Genomic DNA, 22560 nt, shown 5'->3' with positions numbered 1-22560 from the left:
GTCCTCTTTTGAAATCAGGGGCAGGAACAAAATACATCTAAGGAAAAGACAAGTGTCCTGCGCTATGTTACCCTGACTGGTCTCAATTTGACCCTTAAACAACAAAATAATAATGAAAAACCGAATTCAATTACTGGCATTGTTTCTGATCGTAAGCGGCGGACTGAGTGCTGCTCTGACGGCCCAATCTGACGAGGGTTGGCGGGATTTGTTTAATGGCAAAGACCTGAACGGTTGGGAAAAACGCAATGGGTCTGCGGCGTACAAGGTACAGGACGGTGTGATTGTAGGGGTCACGGAAACCCAAACGCCGAACACTTTTCTGTGTACCAAAGAAATATTCAGCAATTTTATTCTGGAGCTGGAAATGTGGGGCGATGCAGCGATCAATTCCGGTATTCAGTTCCGTAGCAATAGCCTGCCGGAGTATAAAAACGGAAGAGTACATGGCTATCAGGCAGAGGCTGATCCCAGTCAGCGGGCCTATAGCGGCGGGATTTACGACGAAGGGCGGCGTGGGTGGCTCTACCCGCTCAGCCTCAATCCGGAAGCCCGGACAGCCTATAAGTTGGGGCAGTGGAACAAGTACAGGATTGAAGCGGTGGGCAATGAACTCCGGGTGTGGATCAACGGGGTTAACACCGCTAATGTCGTGGACGACATGACGGCTTCCGGCTTCATCGGGCTGCAGGTGCATGGGATAGGGAATGACGAAGAAAAAGCCGGGCGGGAAATCCGCTGGCGCAATATCCGCATCAAAACGGATAACCTGGAAGCAGACCGATGGCCAATGGCGCCGCACGCGATGGAGCTCAACTACGTTCCGAATTCCCTGACGCCATATGAAATCAGCAAAGGCTGGCGTATGCTTTGGGATGGCAAAACCACGGAGGGGTGGCGCAGTGCCCGTGCTGAGGATTTCCCGGAAAAGGGATGGGAGATTGAAGATGGTGTACTTACCGTTCTGGAATCCGATGGTGGCGAATCCACCAATGGAGGGGACATTATTACCGAAGATAAATTCAGCAGCTTTGAACTAATGCTGGAGTTCAAAATCACAGCTGGGGCTAATAGCGGTATTAAGTACTTCGTTGATCCGGAGCTCAACAAAGGGCTAGGTTCCTCCATCGGGCTGGAGTATCAGATTTTGGATGACCAAGAGCACCCCGATGCCAAAAAAGGCGTAAAGGGCAACCGCACTCTGGCCTCCCTCTACGATCTGATCCCGGCTGGAAACCTCTCCGTACCCGGCCGAAATAAGCCGTTCCGAGGTGTTGGGGAGTGGAATCAGGCCCGGTTAATCGTCAAAGGGAACCACATTGAGCATTGGCTGAATGGCTTCAAGGTACTGGAGTACGAAAGAAATACACCTATGTACCGGGCATTGGTAGCGTACAGTAAGTATAAAGACTGGCCGGACTTTGGCGAACTGCCTCAGGGGCATATCCTGCTTCAGGACCACGGCAACCGGGTATCTTTCCGGAGTATAAAAATCCGGGAATTCTAATTTGAACGGAACCCATCGTTCCTGATTACATGGCAGCCTGAAAGCCCCATTTATCAGGAGTGTAGTGGCCAGAAAAGACAAGCCGCAGCGGACTGAAGTGTACAGTCATCTGCGGCTTTTGTTTTGCCTGACAGACCGAAGCCGTCCAAATATGCTAATTCTACGTTAAATCTGGCATTCAATCAATATATTCGCGGGATGTTTGGTTGAACGTAGTAGATGGAAGATCAAGGACAAAAGCAACCGCAGGAAGAACAGTCTCAGTCCCGCTCGTGGCTGCGCCTGCTATGGCTATGGGTCAGGCGCCTGGCCGTAGGGCTTATCCTGTTTTTCCTTATCCTGTCAGGCGTGCTTCAAATTCCTGCGGTACAAAACTACCTGGCAGACCGGGTGACCACCGCGCTTAGCGACGCCATGAAAACTACGGTCTCCATCGACCGGCTGAATATCAAGTTTTTGGACCAGCTGGTGTTGGAGGACTTTTATGTGGAGGACCTGACGCCGGGTGATACGGCCATCTTCAGCAAATACCTGTACGCAGATTTCAGCCTCAATCCGCTCGTTTACCTGCGCCGGGGGCTGGTTATTGAAGACCTTGCCCTGGACAGCGCCAATGTTAATATCCGTAAGGCTGCAGATGATGACTACAACAACATGCAGGTGTTGCTGGGCCGCCTCTTCCCGCCAGATACCTCGTCTGCCACAGGCGAAAAGCGGCCCTTCTATCTGGATGTGCAGGGGCTGACCCTCAGTAAAATCCGTTTCCTGAAAGAAGACAAAGCGAGAGGGCAGGACATGGATATCTACCTTGCTGAAGGATCCGCTGTATTTGATGAGTTTTCCCTGCCCGACCGGACCCTGCACGCCAAATCCGTCATCCTTGAAGGCCCCTATTTTCGGGTTGATGAGTACGATTATGTCATTTGGCCTCAGGATACGATGAGCAGCAATACGCCAACTGCTGCCTCCCCCTTGCCCTTTTTCGCTACCATAGGCGAGTTTGTGCTGAAAGATGGTAAGTTTTCCCTGCATAACTGGCGTAATGATCCGGAAAACGACGGGCCTGTGGACGAGCTCAACTATCAGCATATGGATGTTTTTGATATTAATATCGGCATCAATGAATTCTCCTTTTGCTCCGATAGCCTTGATTTTTCCGGGCAGGTAGAGGAGTTCAACCTTCGGGATTTAAGCGGATTCGTGCTGGAAGACCTGACTGTAGGCAATGGCCGGGTCTGGAACAGGGGGCTCGAGCTTTATGACCTACAGTTGAAGACACCCTACAGTGATATCGGGGACACTTTGATTTTCAGATATGACACCTACGAGGCATTCAAGTCCTTTCCGGATGAGGTGGAAATGGAAGCCCATCTCAGCAATGCTTCCGTTACGTTGAAAGATATTATGACTTTTGCGCCCAAGCTTAAGTCCAACGCTTTCTTCTGGGATAACCGGGACCGTAAACTGTACATCGACGGGCTGATAGAAGGCACAGTCAATGACCTGGATGCTGAAGATATGTACCTGGCCCTGGAAAACCGGCGGCTGGTGGCGCAGGGAGATTTGAGGACCCGTGACCTTACCTACCCGGACTTCCGGACCATTAACTTCCAGCTGGACGAGCTGCGGACCAATATGACAGCACTTCGGCAACTATTTCCGAAGTTTCAGCCTCCGGAGGCCTTCGACCGTCTGGGGTGGCTTTACTTTACCGGCCGCTTTGATGTCCTGTTTTCCGATTATATTGCTTATGGAACGCTCAATTCAGCCCTTGGGCGGGCCGAAATGGATATGAAAGTCCGTAACCTGACCGGCAACCGCGCTGAGGCTTCCTACAGTGGAAGCTTGTCTCTCGTTGATTTTGACCTGGGCGGCTTCACCCAGAATCAGGACCTCGGGCTTGTGAATTTCTCATCCAGTGTGCGCAACGGTAAAGGGCTGACGGCAGAAACGGCGACCGCTGACCTCAGTGCCGAAGTGCAAAGTTTCATCTACAAAGGCTACAACTACACCAATGCCAATCTGACTGGGCTACTGAAAAAGAACCAATTCTCCGGTGACTTTCTGATTCAGGATGAGCATATCGACTTTTCGTTTAACGGGCAGGTAGATATGACGGATAGTGTGCCCCGGTTTAACTTTTTCGCATCGGTGAATCAGCTCTCGTTATTGCCGCTTAACCTTAGCCAAAAAGATATCAATTTATCCGGAGATGTCAGTCTCAACCTGCAAAACAGTACCTTATCTGAGCTGGAAGGCCGGGGGCGTATAAAGGGCGTGGAAATTCTGCACCGCAATCAGGATACCATTCAGGTGGATTCGGTGGTCTTTGTTTCTCTGTTTGAGCCCGGAGGGCGAAAACGGTTCAGCGTAGCCTCCGATTTGGTGAACGGCTACCTGCTTGGGCAGTTCGATGTACTGGATATCGGGCCTGCCCTTATGGATTACCTGGACCGGAACCATCACGGCTTCTTTGAGCGACTGGGCATGAAAAAGCCACGGAGGCAGCCAAAGGGGAATGAATTTATTTACGATTTTGATATTGTGGACACAAAAGGCGTCCTGGGATTGTTTGAGCCCAGGCTAGGCCCTCTGGAAGGGGTGGCACTGAACGGCTACTTCGACAATCAAAAAGACAGCATCACGGTGGAGCTGCGGGTACCCCGCTTCCGGTTCGGTAATATTGAATTGAATGATGCTGGTCTATTCGCAAGGCTCGTGGACTCGGCAGGCTCCATCAATTTCAGGGTGGAAGAGCCGGTGCTGAATGATAAACGCCGGTTTGCCCCGGTTCATGTACTAGCTGACCTGGACCGCGACACCCTGGATATCGGTTTGGCCTATCAGGTAGAAGGTTTGTCCATGCTGGACAATCTTAATCTAAATGCGGAGCTCTACCTGCTGGACAGCCTGAACTACCAGTTGCGCTTCAAGCGTTCCAACCTGGTTTTGTTGCAAAAGTTATGGGAGATTGAACCGGATAATTACATCACTTTCCGTAAAGGTTATGTTAGAACGGAGCATTTCCGTCTCAAAAATGAGGATCGGGTCATTCAGCTCCGGTCAAAAGGAGAGAAAGGGCTGCAACTGGCCTTGAGTAATTTCGACTTTTCTTTCATTGATGACATCTGGGAGTATGAAGAACTGGATTTCGGCGGGCCTTTCAATATGATAGCCGAAGTGGATAACATATTCAAGATGGAAGGGCTCAATGCTACTGTTATGGCAGATACCTTCCGGGTGAATGACGATGACTGGGGAGCCCTGCGCCTGGATGCGAATGCAGCTGGCCTCAAGAGCCGGTTTGAAGGCTATCTGGCAATTACCAAAGACACCTCGCAGCTCATTGCGGAGGGCTTTTTCAATCCGGAAGATACCCGCCGGGCACGCAGGGGAGGAGATAGCGAAAAAGCTCAATATTTTAGTATCGATCTTGATGTCACGAGTTTTCCGGTAAACATCGGAGAATACTGGCTGGAGGGCACTATCAAAAATACGGTGGGGTACTTCGATGCCAGTGCCAGTATTTTTGGCTTTCCCGGGGAGCCCCATATTGACGGAGAGATCAAAGTGCGTGATGGGGCGACTACCATAGATTTCCTGCAAACCCGCTACTACTTTGATGATGCCCGGATAGAGGCGAGAGACTTCCTTTTTGATGCCTCGGACGTTGTGGTCAAAGACAAGTACGGCAACACGGCTACCATTACCGGAGGCATTACCCATAGTTATCTAAAGGACCTGGGCATTAACGCTGAAATCAATACTGATCGTTTTCTGGCGCTCGATACAGACAAAGAGGACAATGACTTATTCTACGGGCATGCCCTGGGAGATGGAGAAGTCACCTTCAATGGACCGCTACGGAAAATAGACATTTATGTCAACGCCACGGTAGGAAAAGATACCCGCCTTGTGATCCCGGTGAGCTACGGTAGCAACGCTTCCGAGCTAAACTTTATCAACTTTAAGAAGCAGGAAGCAGAGGTGCCTTTGGACCAGCAAAGCAACACTGAGCTGAATGGTGTAAGCCTGGAGATGGATCTTAATATAACAGAAGAAGCGCAGGGCGAAATCATTTTTGATGAACAGGCCGGCGACATCATCAAGGGGACAGGGAGGGGCAATATCCGTATTTTGGTACCCCGAAACGGGGAGTTTGAAATGTTTGGAGATTACAATATCGAACAAGGAGAGTACCTCTTTACCCTGTACAACGTTGTTAACAAAGACTTCGACATCAATCGGGGCGGGGTGATCTCCTGGTCCGGTGATCCCTTCGAAGCCCAAATTCGGCTGGAGGCAGAGTACGCTGGTTTGTCTACGCCGGTTGCCAATTTTATACAGGAATACCTTATTGATGCGCCCGATGACTTAAAGCAGGGCGCCAGTCAGCCCACAGAGGTGGAACTGACCATGGAGCTCCGGGGAGATTTGCTGCGCCCGATTATCAATTTCGATATTGATTTTCCAGAGCTGATCGGCGGTCTTAAGACGCTTACCGACAGTAAGCTCCGGATACTGAGGCAAGATCCCAATGAGTTGAACCGTCAGGTGTTCGGGCTGATTGTGGTGGGGCAGTTTTTACCTTCGGATATTGCTATACAGGGGGCTGATATCTTCTACAATACGGTGAGCGAATTCGTGTCCAATCAGTTGTCGCTCTTGCTTACAGAGTTATTTTCTGAGTTTTTTGGAGAGCAAAGCGCGCTGTCCGGCATTGATTTCGACATCGCCTACAATCAGTATCAGGCCAATTTGGGCGAAAGCCAGGACTTCCGGCGTGGCGATGAATTTCAGCTGCGGATGAGGCAGGAGTTTTTCAATGACCGGCTCTCTGTTTTGGTGGGTGGCAATGTCGATATTGGCAACAGCGCCCGGGTGCCTGATCAGACCGGGACCTTTGTTGGCAACGACCTGGTCATTGAGTACGTCCTCAACCGGGACCGCACGCTTAAGCTCCGCATTTATCAGCGCCTGGAACCCGATATCGGTGGTGGCAGCCGCCTTGAGGTAGGCACAGGCCTGAGCTACCGCAAAGAATTTGACTCCTTTGGGGAATTCCTGCGCAGCTTCAGGTGGGCTGCCGGGAAAGTCCGGGATTGATCATTCAGGAGACCTTAGGCTGACTTTCTTTCGAACATGGAGTTCGGTTTTGCGCTTACAAAGAAAAAAAATGCCGAATCCTTCCATTAAGAATGAAGAACAGTATCAGGCCCTGAGAAACCATTAGTAAGCTATGAAAAATATTCACCCTGACCGGTTAGAGCTCGCTTTGAATGTCGCCTAGTGCCCGGTTACGCAAATTGAGGGGAACCTCATCGTACCGGTTGAAGCAGCTTCTGGCCACAGGGAGTACGCTGCCAGAACGCTTCGGCCTAAAGTGACGGATATCTACCACGACTACCTGGACAAACCTACCTCCAGCAAGCTACCCAAGTCCAGCCTGAATATGTCTCTCAAGGGAGAAAACATAAGCGAGCCTGGAAAACTGCTGCACCAAATAGAATTCGAGCAATCGGTCGCCCCGGTTGCTAAATATCATACAGGAGGGTTTTCGGCTGCAAAATTCCGGCTTGACCGTTTCCTGCACAATGGCCTGTAGCGCAAAATAGATTTGAAAAGCTGGTTGAAGATGGACCCGGCCCGATAATTTACCGGGCAATTGGGCCCCAGAGCGTTTTACCGCAAATTTTCATTCCCGCCTTTATCAAAGTTTCCCGGGATGCCGAATTGTCCGTTTGACACCGGGCAACGGGTAAATACCCCAAAAGATAGCAGGCTCTTTTTAATTCCTGGACAAAGTAGGTGCCAATGCCCCGGCCCTGATAGGAAGGAGCCACACTCATGTGGATATCTGCGTAGGGGGGATTGTAGTGCATCAACAAGCCTCCTTCTGCTACTATTTTTTCATCCATCAATAGCAGGTAATCGCCTGGCGACTCCTTTAGCCAGGGGACGCGTTCAGTAGCCCGCCGCTTGCGGAAGAGGGCACCGGGCAGAAGGTGGTGCGTAACATGGTCATCGGACAGGAGCCAGAGTTCTTCGTGCAGGGTTTTAGCGAAAGCGTGAGCCAAAGCCGTCAGCAGCGGTTCATTGGTCTGGCACTCCACATACTGTACGTTGGTTTCTTCAAGTAGTTTTCTGAAAAAATGAGCCGCGTGCTGCCGGTAGCCGGGGAGAAGGTAATACTCAAAGATAGTGTCCCGGTGCCCCAGCTCTTCCATGCCTTTCACTGCGGCGTAGCCTACCGGTTGATTCTCAATAATGAGGTGATAATAATCTGCCCAGCCCTGGTCATGACAAGCCTCATAGCATACCTGTGCATGCAGGCTTTCCAGAAATAGCCGTCGAAGGGGCAGAATAGCCTGGTATCGGGCAGCTTCAGCTTTAATGGTGAATGGCATATAGGGCGCTTCGGGTTATTGGGACCAAATTAGTCGATTTTTTCGGATTTTAAAGGCATCACGCACTGAGCAAGTAATCTCTGACCATTGGAGATGGTGGGGCAGAGGTAACTAAAGAAGCGGGAATATGCTCAGATCATCCGTATTGACCGGGCTATAGATTTAAGATGGAGGCGAAATAAAACAGGGTCGCTGTGCCTGTACTTACAACAATTGTAAACCAGGAAACACCTTGCTTTTGCTGTATCAGAAGCAGCATAGCGGCATATTGTAGCGGTAGCATGTTCCGGGCAAAAGAGAAGGGGTCTTCATATATGGCTTTGGATAACAGCAATACAAATGCCAGGTTGAAGAGAAAAATGAGCGTAACAGGCTGAAACAAGCTGTGTAGCCGGTTTTTCCACAGCTCCAGGAGCCCTTCCAGCGAGATCAGCGCAATGGGCACAAATGTCCCCAACCAGAATAAGGGAAGCGGCAGAGCTTTGATATACCCTCGGGCTATTCCGGCAAAGGGCCAGTCAAAGTGTTTGAGCAGCGTGCCATCAGAAGGGGTGTGCCAGCCCAGAAAGGCGCTCCATCCTAAATAAGCCAAGAAGGGAAAGCTTAGAAGCATGATCCTCTCGTATTGTTTTTGCCGAAGGGCGCTCAACCCTATAGAAAAAGCACTCCCCAGTAAAATGAAAATAACCGTTTCCTTCGTGAGCATAGCGGCAGTGCCCATCAAGGCAAAAGCCCAAAATCTTTTTTTTACTACAAAGTAGAGGCTCAGTAACCCAAAGGCAACACCAAGGTGGTCGGAGAGGTCTCTGAAAAGGCATATCCATGTCCCAATAAAAGCAAGGGGCATCAGGCAATAGTAGGAGGGAGCCTTGAATAGCATGGTGAGCAGGAAACAGATGCCGATGGCTAGGCCAATACCAAGAATGTTGATGAGCACCAGCGCAAATGGCAGATAGCCCCCCTGCCCAAATCCGTTTGCTGCCCAGGCAAGTAAGGGGTAGCCAATGCGCTTGGTACGCAGGACCGGATTATCTATTCTAATCCCGGAAGCAAAAGGCCGGTCCAATGAGTTTTCAGAAGGTGGATTGAAAGTAGCTGTAATCCTTTCAAAAGGGTGGAGTGCCAATGCATAGAAAAACTGGCCGTCGTAGCCGTCATGCGGATAGACCTTTACCTCTTCATTGAAGGCCACCTGCTCGATATTGTTATCGCTCAGAAGGATAAACGCGCTGAAGTCCCGGCCCGCAAAGTGCCAGTACACGGCAGTAAGCAGAATGGTGACCCATAAGCCGGCAAAAAACCAGCAGGAGCTTTTTTCCCGGTTGTGCATATTTTGGGTAAGAATAGGTTCAGTGGGTAAGATATTAAGAAATGTACATAAATACCATCAGTTCCTATTGCTTTTGCAGGCCGTTGAAAAAATTGCTAAACCATACTTTCACTCAGGCGTTACACTCACTCATACACTTCTCACGTGAAATCCGGAATACATGAACCAAATCAAAACGCTGGGCGAACTTAAGCAAAGCGGTTACGAGTCCCGCTCCATCAAGGAGGAGCTGCGGCAAAATCTGATTCAAAAACTTCAGGCTAAGGAAAAAGTATTCGAAGGTATCCTGGGGTTCGATGATACCGTACTTCCCGATATTGAACGGGCTATTTTGTCCCGCCATAATATCCTGTTGCTTGGGCTGCGCGGACAAGCGAAAACGCGGATCGCCCGCCTGCTGGTCAATCTGCTGGATGAGTGGATGCCTGTCGTGGGCGGAAGCGATCTGCACGACGACCCCTTAAATCCGATCTCCCGGCAGGCCAAAGCGATTATTGCTGAGCACGGCGACGATACGCCTGTTGAATGGGTGCACCGTGAGGAGCGCTATGTGGAAAAACTGGCGACTCCGGATGTAAGTGTAGCAGATCTCATAGGTGATGTAGATCCCATCAAAGCGGCTAGTTTGAAATTGTCTTACTCTGATGAGCGGGTCATCCACTTCGGGTTGGTGCCCCGTTCTCACCGCAGCATTTTCGTGATTAATGAGCTGCCTGACCTGCAGCCCCGTATTCAGGTTTCGCTTTTCAACATTCTGCAGGAAGGCGATATACAAATCCGGGGTTTCAAATTGCGCCTCCCGCTTGACATTCAGTTTGTATTTACGGCAAACCCTGAGGACTATACCAATCGGGGCAGTATCATCACACCGCTCAAAGACCGTATTGAAAGCCAAATTCTGACCCACTATCCCAAGACAATCGAGATCGCCCGGCAGATTACCAGGCAGGAGGCCGAGCTTACGGATGCACAGCGGGAAGCTACAGAAGTGCCGGATTTACTTGAAATCCTTCTGGAGCAAGTGGCCTTCGAAGCCCGTGACAGCGAATATATAGATGAGAAAAGCGGGGTTTCTGCCCGCCTGACGATCTCAGGCTACGAAAACCTCGTTTCCACAGTGGAACGCCGGATGCTGATAAACGGAGAAAGCACAGCCAAAGCCCGGATTACCGACTTTTGGGGCGTGGTCCCTGCCATTACCGGAAAGGTGGAACTGGTCTACGAGGGCGAGCAGGAAGGCCCCTATGGCGTGGCGGTCAACCTGATCGGCAAAGCCATAAAGAAATCCTTCCTTGCCCATTTTCCGAACCCTGATAAGCTCAAGAAAGGTCGTGAAAGCGATCCCTATGGCACTATCCGGGCCTGGTTTTCGGGTGGTAATGAAGTCGAGCTGCTCAATGATTGCAGTGAGAAGGATTTCCGGAAAGCACTGGATGGCGTAGCCGGGCTGCGGAAGCTCGTGGAAAGCCACCTGAAAGTATCCGGGGAAGACGCCTACCCATTCATGGAGCTGGTGCTGCACGGGCTGGCAGAGTTCAATATCGTCAATAAGGATGTAATGGAATCGGCGTTTTCCTTCCGGGATATTCTGGCAAACATGCTGGATGACGATCTTTTTGATGATGAATACGATAATTAATTTGACCTTTTGTTAACCCTGTGTTAACTTAACGGGAGGTTGGAGCTGGCAAGCTGCAGCCTCCCGTTTTTAATTGAGCGGGTTGCAGCAGGAGGCGGTATTTATTTTACCGGTTCCACTCCAAAAGCTCTACCCGGATTAAGCAACCAAAAAATTAAACCATATGCTATTAAAAATCAATCCTGACAACCCGGAAGGCCGCAAAATCGATCAGGCGGTTGACGTGCTCCGGGAAGGTGGTGTCATTATTTACCCTACAGACACGGTCTACGGGCTGGGCTGCGATATTTTCAATTCAAAGGCCGTAGACCGGATTTGTAAACTCAGGGGGCTAGACCCGGTCAAAGCCCGCCTCTCCTTTATATGTAAAGACATCAGTCAGGTAGCCGATTATGCACAGCAAATTGACAATACCGTCTTCCGGTTGATGAAGAAGCATCTTCCGGGCGCTTTTACCTTCGTTTTAAACTCGAATAATAAAGTGCCCAAGATGTTCAAAAACCGCAAACGGACAATTGGAGTGCGTATACCCGACAACAATATCTGTCAGGTCCTGGTGGAAGGGCTGGACCGGCCTATTCTGACAGCTTCCCTCAAAAGTGATGACGAAATACTGGAGTATTTTACTGATCCGATCGACATTTACGAAGACTTAGGGAAGCAGGTCGACCTGGTTATTGACGGAGGTATTGGCAAAAATCAGCCTTCCACCGTTGTGGATTGCACGGGTGCTGAGCCCGTTGTGCTGCGCTTAGGCACCGGGGTACTGGAGCTCTAGCAGCCTTATCTGTTATAATTTAAGCCGGCACAGTCACAGGTACGTGGCTGTGCCGGTTTGCGTTTGCAATAAGACTTTGTGTTTAAAACGACAAAATAAAGGCTTGTTTGAGTGGTCGAGGTCTTTATCTTTGTGCTTGTTTTAAAACAAACCTGCTGCATGAAATTTAAGCAAATACTTATTCTGCCCTTCGTACTCCTTGGTTTTATCCTCTCCGCTCAACAGAATGGGGGTATCGTCCGGGGGAATATCTATGATGAAGAATCCGGAGAACCGATTATTTACGCCAATGTGTTGCTTCAAGGCACTGACCTGGGTGCGAATACCGACCTTGATGGCTTCTTTGCCATTTCCAATGTGCCGGCCGGTGAATACAAGCTGGTCGTTACCTATCTTGGCTATGACAGTCTTGCCGTTGAGGTGAAAGTCAAGGCAGGCGGAATCGTTTACGAAAGCCTGGTTATGTCACCAAGTGGGGTGGAGCTGGAAACGGTGAATGTATCCAGCAGCCGGGAGCAGGCTCGCTCTGATGTCAAGGTTTCAGAATTGCGCGTCACGGCTAAGCAGATTCAGTCTCTGCCATCTACCGGTGGCGAAGCGGATATTGCGCAGTACCTGCCTGTACTCCCGGGCATCATCGTTTCCGGTGATCAGGGGGGGCAACTGTATATTCGCGGAGGGTCACCCGTACAGAATAAGATCCTGCTCGATGGTATGACTATTTATAACCCTTTCCACTCGATAGGCCTGTTCTCCGTTTTTGAAACAGAAGCTGTGCGGAGCGTCGATGTCCTTACCGGAGGCTTTAATGCCGAACACGGTGGGCGAATTTCGGCGGTTGTAGACATTAAGACCAGAGAAGGGAACAAAAAACGCATGAGCGGACTGGTGTCCGGCAGTCCTTTTTTAACTAAAGCCCTTATTGAGGGGCCCATAAAAAAGTTGAAAGATGATGGCGGGGGCAGTACTTCCTTTATTCTGACCGGTAAGCACTCTTACCTGGACCAGTCCTCAAAGATATTCTATAACTATGCAGTAGATACCACCTTCTTCTCTTTTGCATCTCAGGACACTTCACTGGCGGATGTCGGGGAAATTGGCTTGCCCTATACCTTTACAGATTTGTATGGGAAATTATCATTTGTGGGGGACAACGGAAGCAAGCTCAATGTTTTTGGCTTTAACTTCACCGACCGGTTCGACTTTGTAGGGCTGGCAAAACTTGACTGGACCAACGTTGGCGGCGGTGCTAACTTTACGCTTATTCCGCCCAACTCTAATGTTATCCTGAATGGTACAGTAGCTGTTACTGACTATGACATTTCACTGGAGGAGGCCGATGGCAATCCGCGGCAGAGCGGCGTTAGCAGCTTTAATGCCCTGTTAAACTTCACCTACTTTGGTAATAAAAGCCGCTTTGATTACGGCTTTGACTTCACTGGATTTAATACAGACTTTACCTTCCGTAACTTTATTGGGTCTACCATTCAGCAAAAAAGCTTTACTACGGAAGTTGCGGGCTACTTCAAATACAAGCAACGCCTGGGTAATTTGATCATCGAGCCGGGCATGCGCCTGCACTACTACGCTTCCCAGTCTGAGATGTCTATAGAGCCCCGCTTCGGGCTGAAGTATAACATTACGGACTTCCTGCGGATCAAGTTTGGAGCAGGGGTGTACTCTCAAAACGTGATCAGTACGGTTAACGATCTGGATGTGGTCAACTTCTTTATCGGCTTCCTTGCTGGTCCGGAAGAAACGCTTTTCAAGCCAGCCTCTAACGAGCCGGTGGACCAGCCCCTTCAAAAGGCTATTCATGCTATTGGTGGTGTGGAGGTGGATGTGGGCGATCAGCTTACGATCAATATTGAGCCCTACCTCAAGCGCTTTACCCAGCTTATTAATATTAACCGGAACAAATTGTCCGACTTCGATCCGGACTTTATTACGGAAACTGGCGAAGCCTATGGTATTGACCTGTCCGCCCGCTACCAGGCACAAAATGGGTATCTATGGGCAACGTACTCACTAGGCCGTGTAACCCGGGATGATGGCAATCAGGTGTACCCAACAATTTTTGACCGCCGCCACAATATCAACCTGCTGGGCGTTTACACCTTCGGTAAAAATAAACTCTGGGAGGCAAGCCTGCGCTGGAATATGGGCTCCGGGTTCCCTTTCACTCAGACACAGGGCTTCTACGAGCAGAACGACTTCACCAACCTGCTCTTCACAAATATCCTGACCGGTAACTTTGGCTTGGGTACTATTCTTACGGATGAGATCAACGGTGGCCGCCTGCCTTTCTACCATCGCCTTGACGCTTCTGTGAAGCGCACCATTGAGTTCGGTAAGCATACCTCCATGGATATCAACCTGAGTATCACCAATGTTTACAACCGGGAAAATATTTTCTATGTAGACCGGGTGACCAACAGCCGCGTCAATCAACTACCTATTTTGCCGGCTCTTGGAGTGCAGTTTAATTTCTAGACTACGCCACAGAGCGGAGCCAAAACAGGGCTGCAACCTTCAGTGGTCGCAGCCCTGTTTTTAATTACTCAGTTATCACTTGCTGAAACGTCTTTATTCCTCTTTGGCTTTGTACTTTTAAAAGGTACAGGCCAAAGGGCAGATCAGACCAGGTGCCTTGATATTGGTTGTCTTCAGGCTGCCAGTTGGCAATCAGCTGGCCGGTTAGGTTAAACAGGCTAATGTCTTCCAGGATCGTACCGCTTTTAATCAGAAAAAGGGCGCCGGGATGTGCCGGATTAGCAGTCAGGATCCGGATATCTGTTTGGCGTGTGGCCGTCTGGGAGGCAATGGGGAACTCTGATTCCAGGAAAAGGACCAGCCCATCGTGGTCAGATGCGCTGAGCGGATTGGCTAAAGAAAGCTCATAGGCTTCCGGGAAGTCCGCATTTCCACGGGCGTACTGCATGCCATTGACGGTGAGGCCATTGAAGCTGCTGGTCAGGCAATGATCAAGGGCCTGTGCATTGCCATCAAAAACATAGGAATACCGTTCGGGCGGAGGAATGCTTTGGAGCTGGTCTGAGAGTGGTGGGTCCACTATGTTCAGCAAAGGGAACTGGGCGCCCAGGCCAGGCAGGCCGGCAATTTGATTGAAGACATCCACATAACCATCGGTAAACTGGAAGGCGTTGAAGTCTCCGAGCACCACAAGATTCCCGGCAGTTTGCAAATCCTGAATCATATTGGCAATGGAGATAGCTTGCTGATGGCGCTTGTTTCGTACAAAACCCGCAGTACTGCCCTCTATCCCGATGAGGGAGCGCAGATGGAGGTTTAATACCTGTAAAGTCACTGGCGGGCCCGTTGGCAGCTCCACCTGCAGGAGCAATGGCGGTCGATCGTGCAGGAGGCCACCACTAAAAGTAAAGGTTTCTTCAGTCCCCAACTGGCTAATCTGAAGATTCGTGAAATGCTCTTTAACCAGGTACCCCAGCTTCAGATCGAGATTGGTGGGCAGCAGGTAGGCATCGTACTGTGCCTGCGGGTTTTGCTGTTCCAGATAGAAAGCCAGGTTGTTGAGCTCGGTGAAAGACCCGACTTCCTGCATAGCCAGGATATCCGGTAGCCCCATTTGTTCGTCTATATAACGGGCAATCTTTTGGTACTTCACTTCAATGTTCTCCTCTTCTTCCAATAGGAAAAGCGCATTGAGAGAGCCTACCGTAAACTCGTTGGCAGCTTTGGGCCGTACCGGCGCTGCATCTGGTCCTGGAGTAAAAGTGTAGGTTTCTGCCAGGACCTTCCAGAACCGGGGCGCTGCTTCAATCATGATACCGGTTGCGCTAACCAGGCTGCCCGTATTGAAAAAACGCTGATTTGGAGCATTAAGCCCATTGGGGTCCATCCAAAAGATTTCAGGATTGCCATCCCACTCCGGTAGTCCCACTATTCCGGGGGCTTCAATCCCTGGTTCACGGAAGATCCGGTTAGGCCCAATCCGAAGGGGGACGTCTTCAAATGAGCTGCTGGGGCCATTGGCAATCGCTTCAAAGCTTACGCGCATACCCTCCAGGCGTTCAAGGCTGTGTACTGGGGTATAATTTGCAGAAGGAAGGGTCTCGGTCAGTACAACTGGAGAAGGAAGGGGTAGGTCTTCACCGGTATTGGTGATGCTTAGGCCCGGGCTGGCGATTATCGTAAGCCCGTCTTCTTCGCGGACAGTGCCTGTGACCTCCACCACATCGCCCGGACTGCCGAAGTAAGACCCGGCGATAACGACCGCCTCCGACGTAAAGGCATTGTTGTCATAATCGCTTTCCGGCGCCTGGATGACAAAAAAATTATCACCCCGGGCAGTGACGATATTGCCCTGCAGGGTTACCAGCTGTCCCTGCAGGGGGCTTTCGTTTTCCGTACCCTGCACTTCGTGGATGGCAAAAGCCGGCTGGGTGTGCAGTTTATCTGGAATTATTCCAAATAAGCAAAGCGCCACTAAAAAGGGCGGAAGAAATCTTACCATTTAGACTTAGCTTTGTTCTTACATTTTTATATAGTGCAGCAAGATGCGGGAATGCCATTAGATATTGAATTCAGAGGCTTCCGGTTTACTTCTTGCCAATTCAAAACAGTTGGTTGGTATAGTATTCCGCTGCACCTGCACCTCCAAGTGACTTTTGATGAATACCACCGACCAGAAGACATCTGTATTTGACCGGGCCTATGACCCTGTGATCCAAGCCGCTATAACCTTTGGGGCTGTCATAATTTTTGTGCTGTCTGCAAAGTTAATCAATTTAACAGGGCTGATGGATATTCCTCAGCGTTTCCCCTGGATGACTGCAGCCTCGTTTATGCTGTTATTCGCTATGGGCAACAGTGTGTTTTCTCTGGCTTCTGAAAATATGCTCAAATACTGGGGGCGCAGTATTTACAGCTATCTGGGGCTGGCTGTGCTTTCCGGTGTGGTAGCCTACTTCTCTTCCTCCATGTCTATAGATGAGGCGGGGTCTTACCGATGGATTTATCTGGTCCTTACGGTAGGCTATCTGGTTTTTTTGGGAATGATGGCTTTCATGCGGCAAATTGTGGAATTTGCTCAAAAGGAGGAATGGAACCATCCCCGCATCCGGCGCAACCAGAAGAAACGGGGGCGGGGCAAAGACAATGGGAAGCGCTGATCTGCTACTTCCCTGCCTTTAACCTATGGTTTAGCTTTGAATTTCGCTCCCGGCTTAAATTCCAGTGATACGGAATTGATACAGTAACGCAGCCCCGTAGGTTTGGGGCCGTCTTCAAATACATGGCCCTGATGCCCGCCGCACCGGGCACACTCCACTTCTATTCGGGTCATACCCAACTTGCGGTCTTCTACAAGGTTGACGTTGGATTCCAGTACAGGTTCCCAGAAACTCGGCCAACCTGTGCCGGACTTGAATTTCGTTTCGGAAGAAAACAAGGGGAGCCCGCAACCGGCGCAGAGGTAAACGCCTGTTTCTTTATTATCCCAGTATTTTCCCGTGAAGGCATACTCTGTCCCTTCTTCCCGCAGTACATGAAAGGCTTCTTTGCTAAGGGCAGACTGCCATTCTGATTCGGTTTTTTGCACCGCGTCGAGGGTGTCGCCGTTTAGTCCGATAAGGAGGCCTTCAGCTTCAGTTGAAGTTGTGGAAGCAGTCTGATTTTCTGTGGATTGCGCCTGCCCGCATGCTGTGAGTAGGAGCATTGCAGCCATTATAGTGTAGCAGGATAGTCGTGTCATGGTTTATATGTTATCATTTTTCGTAGAATGGAAACGCAAAATCCGCTCGTGTGTTGAGAAATGGATGTCGCCGGGAGGATATTTGGTACAGTTTTGGGCAAAAAAGTTGTGTGGCCGGGCACTTTGCCGACCACCCAAATAGTGGTGTATTGTCTTGTTACGCTTTACAGGTGGTGCTATTCGGTTTTGATCCCTTTTCTGCGTATCGCATTTTTGACGGTCGAGGTGACTGTTGAAGCAGCATGCCCAGCGCATCCTGTTTGGAGTCCCCGCCTGATCCGGAACTGCCGCCGAAAAGGGGTTTGGCAAAGGTGTAAGCCAGCAGGCCGTATACGACTGCGGAATAGAAGTGCCGAAGGCGTTTGCCGGTCTTCTTTTCATCTTCCTGAAAGATTGCGTCTGAATTAGAGAAGGTTTCATAAAGCCTCCAAAGGGCATAGGCGGCCAGGCCAAGCGCTGTCAGGCCCAGCAAGACAAACCCAACGGGTTGTTTGGGAAGAACTCGGCAATGCCGGAAACACCCTTAATGTCCCCACCCATGCCAATGGCGAACATAGCGGTAAGCATACCTACCAGTCTATATACCACACCTTTGGTGAATAATCCGGCAGCTCGCAGCCGTTCAATAGTAGAATTTTGGGAGTTTTCCATTTTCATTTGGTTTACTTATAAAAGGGAAACCAACGGCATATGTTTGCTCCCAGCCGGGCCTGGCTTGCCCGGACCAGTGAATTTCAGCATGGAGGGAGCGGGTTATTACTCGCCAAAGTATACTGGGTGGCGGAAGTTGTACTCCTTGATAAAGGCTTTGATTTTTTCTTTGCGTTTCCCCTTAGCCGACTTGTAGTTTTGGTACAGCTCTGCGTCTTGTTTGAAGATTTTTTCCACCTTGCCGGGACGGCAGCGGAAAAAATCACCGCTTTCAAAATCCAGTACATAGAGCTTGCCGGTCCCTTCCTTTCGGGCGGCCTTATACTCGTCACCGGGATTGATAAATGAGGAATAGCGGTCTACCTGGTCAACTTCCTGTAGCAGGCAGATGGCGCCAATGATGTCGAAGCGGTAATTTGTGCTGTAGTACATGGACTGCCCATCGGGGCTGTAGCCAAAAATATCCTCCGGTTTCAGGTAAATGATTTCATTATTCCGGGGGTAGCGGAACTGGTCCTTAGCAAAGAGATACTGGAAGAACTTTCGGTTTTGCGGGTCGATGTCCACGATGATTTCTTCCGGTTTTACCGGGATTTGGGCTTTCCAGTCGGCAAGGGTAGGGTAGATGCCCCGCTCAAAGATAAAGTCAGCCGTATATCGTTCTCCCTTCTGGGCGGAAGCAGTAAAAACAAAGCAGCACATACTGAAAAGAATCGCGGTCCGTAGCATAGGTATTTCAATTTTTTCGGTCATCTGCAAAAGTAACGGTTTAGGCAGGACCAAATTGAGCAAAGGGTGGTGGATTAAGGAAAAATTAAGAACAAAAGTGAATTTCAGCCGGGCGTTCAGCGGTTGAGATCTTGTCCATAAGAGAAAAGGTATGGCCGGTATCGGAATCGATAAGGGTAGCTGCGTCCTGAAAGGTCCAGTAAGGGAAGAGTTCAAACGCGGTATTTGGAGCTTTCCTCAACCCAACGCCTCCGGTTTCGGTAGCGCCGTAGACCTCCGTGAGGGAAAGCCCACGGCTAAGCAGGGATGCGTACAGCGGGTTCGGTAGTGGAGCGGTGGAACAGACGCCTTTGGACCGGATATTCAGGCCGGGCATAGAGCGCATCAGGTGTGACCAGGTAAAGGGCGTGCCAACGATCAGTGCATTTTCGGAAAGCTGATTCCATTGGACTTCTGAGGGGAAGCAGACCGGGGCTCCCGCAGCCTGTGGAAGTGCTATGGTGTAGAGGTACCCGTAGATACTGGCAGCAGGCACGAGAGGGATGATGCAGGAAAGATTGCCAAAGTGTTCGCGCAGAAAGTTGACCTCCCGGTCTGCAAAAGCCTGCTGATGCGTCACCGTTCGGGCTTCGTCAGTGGTGCCAGAGGTAAAGAAGGTGATCTGGGCTGATTGCTGGGCCATTATCAGAAACAACGATCTGAACGAACTTTGCTGATTCCGACAGGCGCACTTTTATGACAGGCGAATCCACCTTATTGCTATATTTCGCTTTTCCAGGGTAGCCAGTTGCATGGCCAGGGCATCGTTGATGATACCCCTGAGGCTGACGAGGGAGCGTTCTCCGGATTCTGAACCGATGTACTGCCGCTGAATATTGAGCACATCTTTTACGTGGGTGACAATATTCATTTGATCAGTAATGGCTTTTTCCATCTTGACCATATGGTCTTCCTGTTTGGCCTTGAGCCCATCGATCAGCTGTACCATAGCCTGTGCCTTGGGTACCCCAATAGCCTGACCGATTGCAGCCTCGTTGGCTTTTACGAACTGGGCAAGCTTGCTCAGCATGGTAGCGTCATTGCCCTTGGACAGTTGTTTGACTTTGGTCAGGTAGGAACCAAATCCTACGACTGCATTCCCAATATCGTGGAGCACACCAGAGATGACTTCAAACTTGCCACGTTCCACGGCCTGCTCTTGTTGAATGGCAAACAGCTGTTGTTCTTTTTTGTAAAGTTCCGTCAGGTCATCCAAAATGAACAGATAGGATTTTTCGTCCAGGCGGTTGATGGTTAGAATCAGGTGCTGTTCCGTGGCTGGGTTTTGGATGTTGTGGTTGACGCTAAAGCGTTCCTGCTGAAGGATGTTGCCGGAAGGCTTTTGGTAGCTTTTCAAGGCTTCAAGCGCGTTGGGAAAGGCGACGGATAGCAGGTCAAACAAGTTCTCTCCGGTCAGTTGGTTGGCGATAAAGTGAGGCATGAGGTACTGTATGGCCATCGCGTTCATTTCCTGCACGGTGCCTTAGTCATCCGTTTGCACTATACCTACCGGAATCTGGTAGATGACGGAAAGCGTTTGCTGGGTTTGGGCCTGGATATCCATAATGACTAACGTTTTTGAACCACGAGGTACATGTTTGGGCTTTCTCCTTTAAGCATTCTGAGCCTTACGGGCGTGGGCTTTAGAACGTATGTGAAAATGTAATCGATAATTTCATCAAGTGCCGCCTCATTATACTTTCCTGCAACCAGAAAATTATTGGTACAGGGGGCGATTTCTGTAAAGAAATGTTTGCCAATCGCTTGCTGAGGGTCGACACCAGTATAGGAAGATTCGGTGGCGTTATAGGCCAGGACGGTATCGGAATGATCCATTTGGACAACACCGTAGGGGAGGTGATCAAAATTAGCAGTACGCTGCCCGTCCAGCCATTGATGAAGGTCTGGGGCTTCGAAATTGTGCATATTCCAGGAATTGTTTTTTCAGGAATTCAAAATAGGAACATATACATAAAAAAGCTACAGGTGCCAACAGAACTTTAAAATAATTCAATTGGGTTCACAAACCGGGTTCTAAGGATTATATTCGCCATCAGAAAACCTGAAAATCATGTTCCGCACCATCATTAGTCCACAAGAATTGCACGAAAAGCTGGGCCGCCAAACCTGGGTAATTATTGACTGCCGTTACAGCCTTGGCCATCCGGATGCCGGGGAGGAGGCTTACAAAAAGAGCCACATCCCCGGTGCGAGTTATGCACATCTCGACAGAGACTTGTCTGGCAAGGTTGTACCTGGAAAAACGGGGCGTCACCCCCTGCCTTCAATCGTAAAAATGACGCAGCGCTTCTCCAGCTGGGGCATCAGCGATGGCATTCAGGTCGTATTGTACGATGACCGGTCTGGTGCTATTGCCGCAAGGCTGTGGTGGATGCTCCGGTACCTGGGGCACGATCGCGTGGCCGTGCTCGATGGCGGATGGCGGGCATGGGAAGCAGAAGGCTATCCGGTAGAAACAGCTATTATGGGTGCTGGACCACGGGTGTTTAAGCCCCGCGAGAGAGAGAGCTGGGTGGTGGATGCTGACCACGTGCAGCGGAGACTGGGCGCTGAGAATTTTCTCCTGGTGGACTCCAGAATGCCTGAGCGCTACCGGGGCGAAGATGAGCCGATTGACCCTGTGGCCGGGCATATTCCGGGCGCGACCAACTTCCCTCACACCGATTTAGTGGATTCAGAAGGGATGTGGCTTACACCAGATGAGTTGGAGGAACGCTTTCAGACCCTCGTAGGCAACGATGTGGCCGATGAGATGGTGTTTTACTGTGGCTCCGGTGTTACGGCCTGCCGCAATCTGCTGGCCCACCATCATGCGGGCTTTGGAGATGCAAAGCTGTATCCGGGGTCCTGGAGCGACTGGATTACCGATCCTGAACGGCCGATTGAGCGGAGTGTCTAAGCATTTTCCTGCTTCGCCTTGCGGGCTTTTTTCTGCTCGTTGTTGCTTTCGTAAATGCAGTAGTTCTCGTACCGCACCGGGTCCTTTTCTGCCCAGATGTCCTTGCCGATATTGCAAAGGGTAATCAGCTCTTCGTACAGTTTATTGCCCTTTTCCACACGGCGCTCCACGGAAATATCCCGGTCGGCTACCTTGTCCTGCTGAATATTGACAGACTTCTCAAACTGCCGGGTCGCCTCTGCCACGCGGCGGATGACGTTCTCATTCACACCGGTCTCAGCCAGGAAGTCCAGCTGCTGCCGGGCCACGCGGACCACACGCCGGCCGCAGAAGATCAGCTGTGCATCGGTCATGTCTCCCATTTTGGCGGTCCCAAATTTGCGGTAACGCCCGCTCCGGTTGTTGTACTTGATCGCTACCCGCGTCATTAGGCTGCGAATGGCAGACTTAAGATTTTCCGCAGCAGCGTACTTCTTCTCGGTAGTGACCATCTGATCGCCCAGTAATTCCTCATCATCGGGCAAATCCCCGAATTTATCGCACATGGCTTTGAATTGCTTTAGCCGCTGCAGCGTGTAGCCATACTGCTCGAACTGCTCCCGGTCCCGGTTGGCATATTTGATGCGCTCCAGGCACTGCAGGTACAGGTCTGCATCCGGAAAGTTGTACTGACGGTTGGTGGATTGCTTCTTCATTTGTCCATCATTTGATGCTAAAGCAAATTTATGTCCTCTTTTTGATAAAAACAAGTTTTTGTTCAAATGAAATGTCTTGGTTTTATTCGAAATTAGCCTTTACTCATCTAGAGTTTTCCTGGAGTTTAAAA

At 50.3% G+C, this 22560-nt stretch carries 19 protein-coding genes; 8 read left to right on the top strand and 11 right to left on the bottom strand.

The genetic code is table 11. From position 1 onward, the window contains the following. The first annotated feature begins 112 nt into the window (after positions 1-112). The 3 genes from IX84_RS25250 to IX84_RS25240 all read left to right on the top strand — a co-directional run bounded on the left by IX84_RS25250 (position 113) and on the right by IX84_RS25240 (position 7112). The gene (locus IX84_RS25250) at positions 113-1507 is read left to right on the top strand and encodes a 3-keto-disaccharide hydrolase (protein WP_044227600.1); all 1395 of its coding nucleotides are present in this window, start codon (positions 113-115) and stop codon (positions 1505-1507) included. A 219-nt stretch (positions 1508-1726) separates the two neighbouring features. Beyond that, positions 1727-6613 carry a translocation/assembly module TamB domain-containing protein gene (locus IX84_RS25245; protein ID WP_044227598.1) on the top strand — a complete coding sequence of 1629 codons (4887 nt, stop codon included), beginning with the start codon at positions 1727-1729 and terminating at the stop codon, positions 6611-6613. 277 nt (positions 6614-6890) lie between these two features. Next, positions 6891-7112: a hypothetical protein gene (locus IX84_RS25240; protein ID WP_044227596.1), complete on the top strand. Its 222-nt coding sequence runs from the start codon at positions 6891-6893 to the stop codon at positions 7110-7112. Positions 7113-7161: 49 nt separating this feature from the next. Here IX84_RS25240 and IX84_RS25235 read toward each other — a convergent pair whose 3' ends face one another. After that, positions 7162-7914 carry a GNAT family N-acetyltransferase gene (locus tag IX84_RS25235; RefSeq protein ID WP_052516396.1) on the bottom strand — a complete coding sequence of 251 codons (753 nt, stop codon included), beginning with the start codon at positions 7912-7914 and terminating at the stop codon, positions 7162-7164. A gap of 154 nt (positions 7915-8068) precedes the next feature. Continuing rightward, positions 8069-9244, bottom strand: coding sequence for a hypothetical protein (locus IX84_RS25230; RefSeq protein ID WP_044227594.1), 1176 nt, complete (start codon positions 9242-9244; stop codon positions 8069-8071). 160 nt (positions 9245-9404) lie between these two features. Between IX84_RS25230 and IX84_RS25225 the strand changes: the two genes are divergently transcribed. The 3 genes from IX84_RS25225 to IX84_RS25215 all read left to right on the top strand — a co-directional run bounded on the left by IX84_RS25225 (position 9405) and on the right by IX84_RS25215 (position 14154). Beyond that, complete coding sequence (locus tag IX84_RS25225) at positions 9405-10883, top strand: P-loop NTPase family protein (protein WP_044227591.1); 1479 nt, start codon at positions 9405-9407, stop codon at positions 10881-10883. Positions 10884-11046: 163 nt separating this feature from the next. Next, a complete protein-coding gene (locus tag IX84_RS25220) occupies positions 11047-11661 on the top strand; it encodes an L-threonylcarbamoyladenylate synthase (RefSeq protein ID WP_044227588.1) in 615 nt (204 codons plus the stop codon). A 159-nt stretch (positions 11662-11820) separates the two neighbouring features. Continuing rightward, the gene (locus IX84_RS25215; protein ID WP_044227586.1) at positions 11821-14154 is read left to right on the top strand and encodes a TonB-dependent receptor; all 2334 of its coding nucleotides are present in this window, start codon (positions 11821-11823) and stop codon (positions 14152-14154) included. Between the two features lie 64 nt (positions 14155-14218). Here IX84_RS25215 and IX84_RS25210 read toward each other — a convergent pair whose 3' ends face one another. Continuing rightward, positions 14219-16156 (bottom strand): T9SS type A sorting domain-containing protein, encoded by a 1938-nt coding sequence (locus IX84_RS25210; RefSeq protein WP_044227584.1) that lies wholly within the window; start codon positions 16154-16156, stop codon positions 14219-14221. A gap of 157 nt (positions 16157-16313) precedes the next feature. Between IX84_RS25210 and IX84_RS25205 the strand changes: the two genes are divergently transcribed. Next, positions 16314-16814 (top strand): hypothetical protein, encoded by a 501-nt coding sequence (locus IX84_RS25205; protein ID WP_044227581.1) that lies wholly within the window; start codon positions 16314-16316, stop codon positions 16812-16814. A gap of 23 nt (positions 16815-16837) precedes the next feature. Here the strand turns inward: IX84_RS25205 and msrB are convergent, their stop codons facing one another. From msrB to IX84_RS25175, 7 genes are all read right to left on the bottom strand, one after another. Next, positions 16838-17395 carry a peptide-methionine (R)-S-oxide reductase MsrB gene (gene msrB / locus IX84_RS25200; RefSeq protein WP_081968939.1) on the bottom strand — a complete coding sequence of 186 codons (558 nt, stop codon included), beginning with the start codon at positions 17393-17395 and terminating at the stop codon, positions 16838-16840. A gap of 157 nt (positions 17396-17552) precedes the next feature. Then, positions 17553-17867 (bottom strand): DUF1206 domain-containing protein, encoded by a 315-nt coding sequence (locus IX84_RS31530; RefSeq protein WP_052516395.1) that lies wholly within the window; start codon positions 17865-17867, stop codon positions 17553-17555. Next, complete coding sequence (locus tag IX84_RS31525; protein ID WP_052516394.1) at positions 17855-18046, bottom strand: hypothetical protein; 192 nt, start codon at positions 18044-18046, stop codon at positions 17855-17857. Before IX84_RS31525 ends, IX84_RS31530 begins: the two co-directional genes overlap by 13 nt. 105 nt (positions 18047-18151) lie before the next feature. Next, entirely contained in the window at positions 18152-18775 is a 624-nt protein-coding gene (locus IX84_RS25190; RefSeq protein WP_152605236.1) for a hypothetical protein, read from the bottom strand. An 85-nt stretch (positions 18776-18860) separates the two neighbouring features. Further along, complete coding sequence (locus IX84_RS25185; protein WP_052516393.1) at positions 18861-19457, bottom strand: acyl-CoA synthetase family protein; 597 nt, start codon at positions 19455-19457, stop codon at positions 18861-18863. Between the two features lie 51 nt (positions 19458-19508). Continuing rightward, on the bottom strand, positions 19509-20255 hold the full coding sequence (locus IX84_RS25180) for a hypothetical protein (RefSeq protein WP_152605235.1): 747 nt from the start codon (positions 20253-20255) through the stop codon (positions 19509-19511). 128 nt (positions 20256-20383) lie between these two features. Further along, positions 20384-20740: a PAS domain-containing protein gene (locus tag IX84_RS25175; RefSeq protein ID WP_044227569.1), complete on the bottom strand. Its 357-nt coding sequence runs from the start codon at positions 20738-20740 to the stop codon at positions 20384-20386. Positions 20741-20885: 145 nt separating this feature from the next. Between IX84_RS25175 and IX84_RS25170 the strand changes: the two genes are divergently transcribed. Continuing rightward, positions 20886-21734: a sulfurtransferase gene (locus IX84_RS25170; RefSeq protein ID WP_152605234.1), complete on the top strand. Its 849-nt coding sequence runs from the start codon at positions 20886-20888 to the stop codon at positions 21732-21734. Here the strand turns inward: IX84_RS25170 and IX84_RS25165 are convergent. Continuing rightward, positions 21731-22429: a hypothetical protein gene (locus IX84_RS25165; RefSeq protein ID WP_044227564.1), complete on the bottom strand. Its 699-nt coding sequence runs from the start codon at positions 22427-22429 to the stop codon at positions 21731-21733. The genes IX84_RS25170 and IX84_RS25165 overlap by 4 nt on opposite strands. Positions 22430-22560: the final 131 nt, after the last annotated feature.

Source organism: Phaeodactylibacter xiamenensis, assembly GCF_000759025.1.
GTDB classification, from domain to species: domain Bacteria; phylum Bacteroidota; class Bacteroidia; order Chitinophagales; family Saprospiraceae; genus Phaeodactylibacter; species Phaeodactylibacter xiamenensis.
Note: the sequence above shows the minus strand (reverse complement) of the source record. Positions and strands in the feature narration are given on the sequence as shown.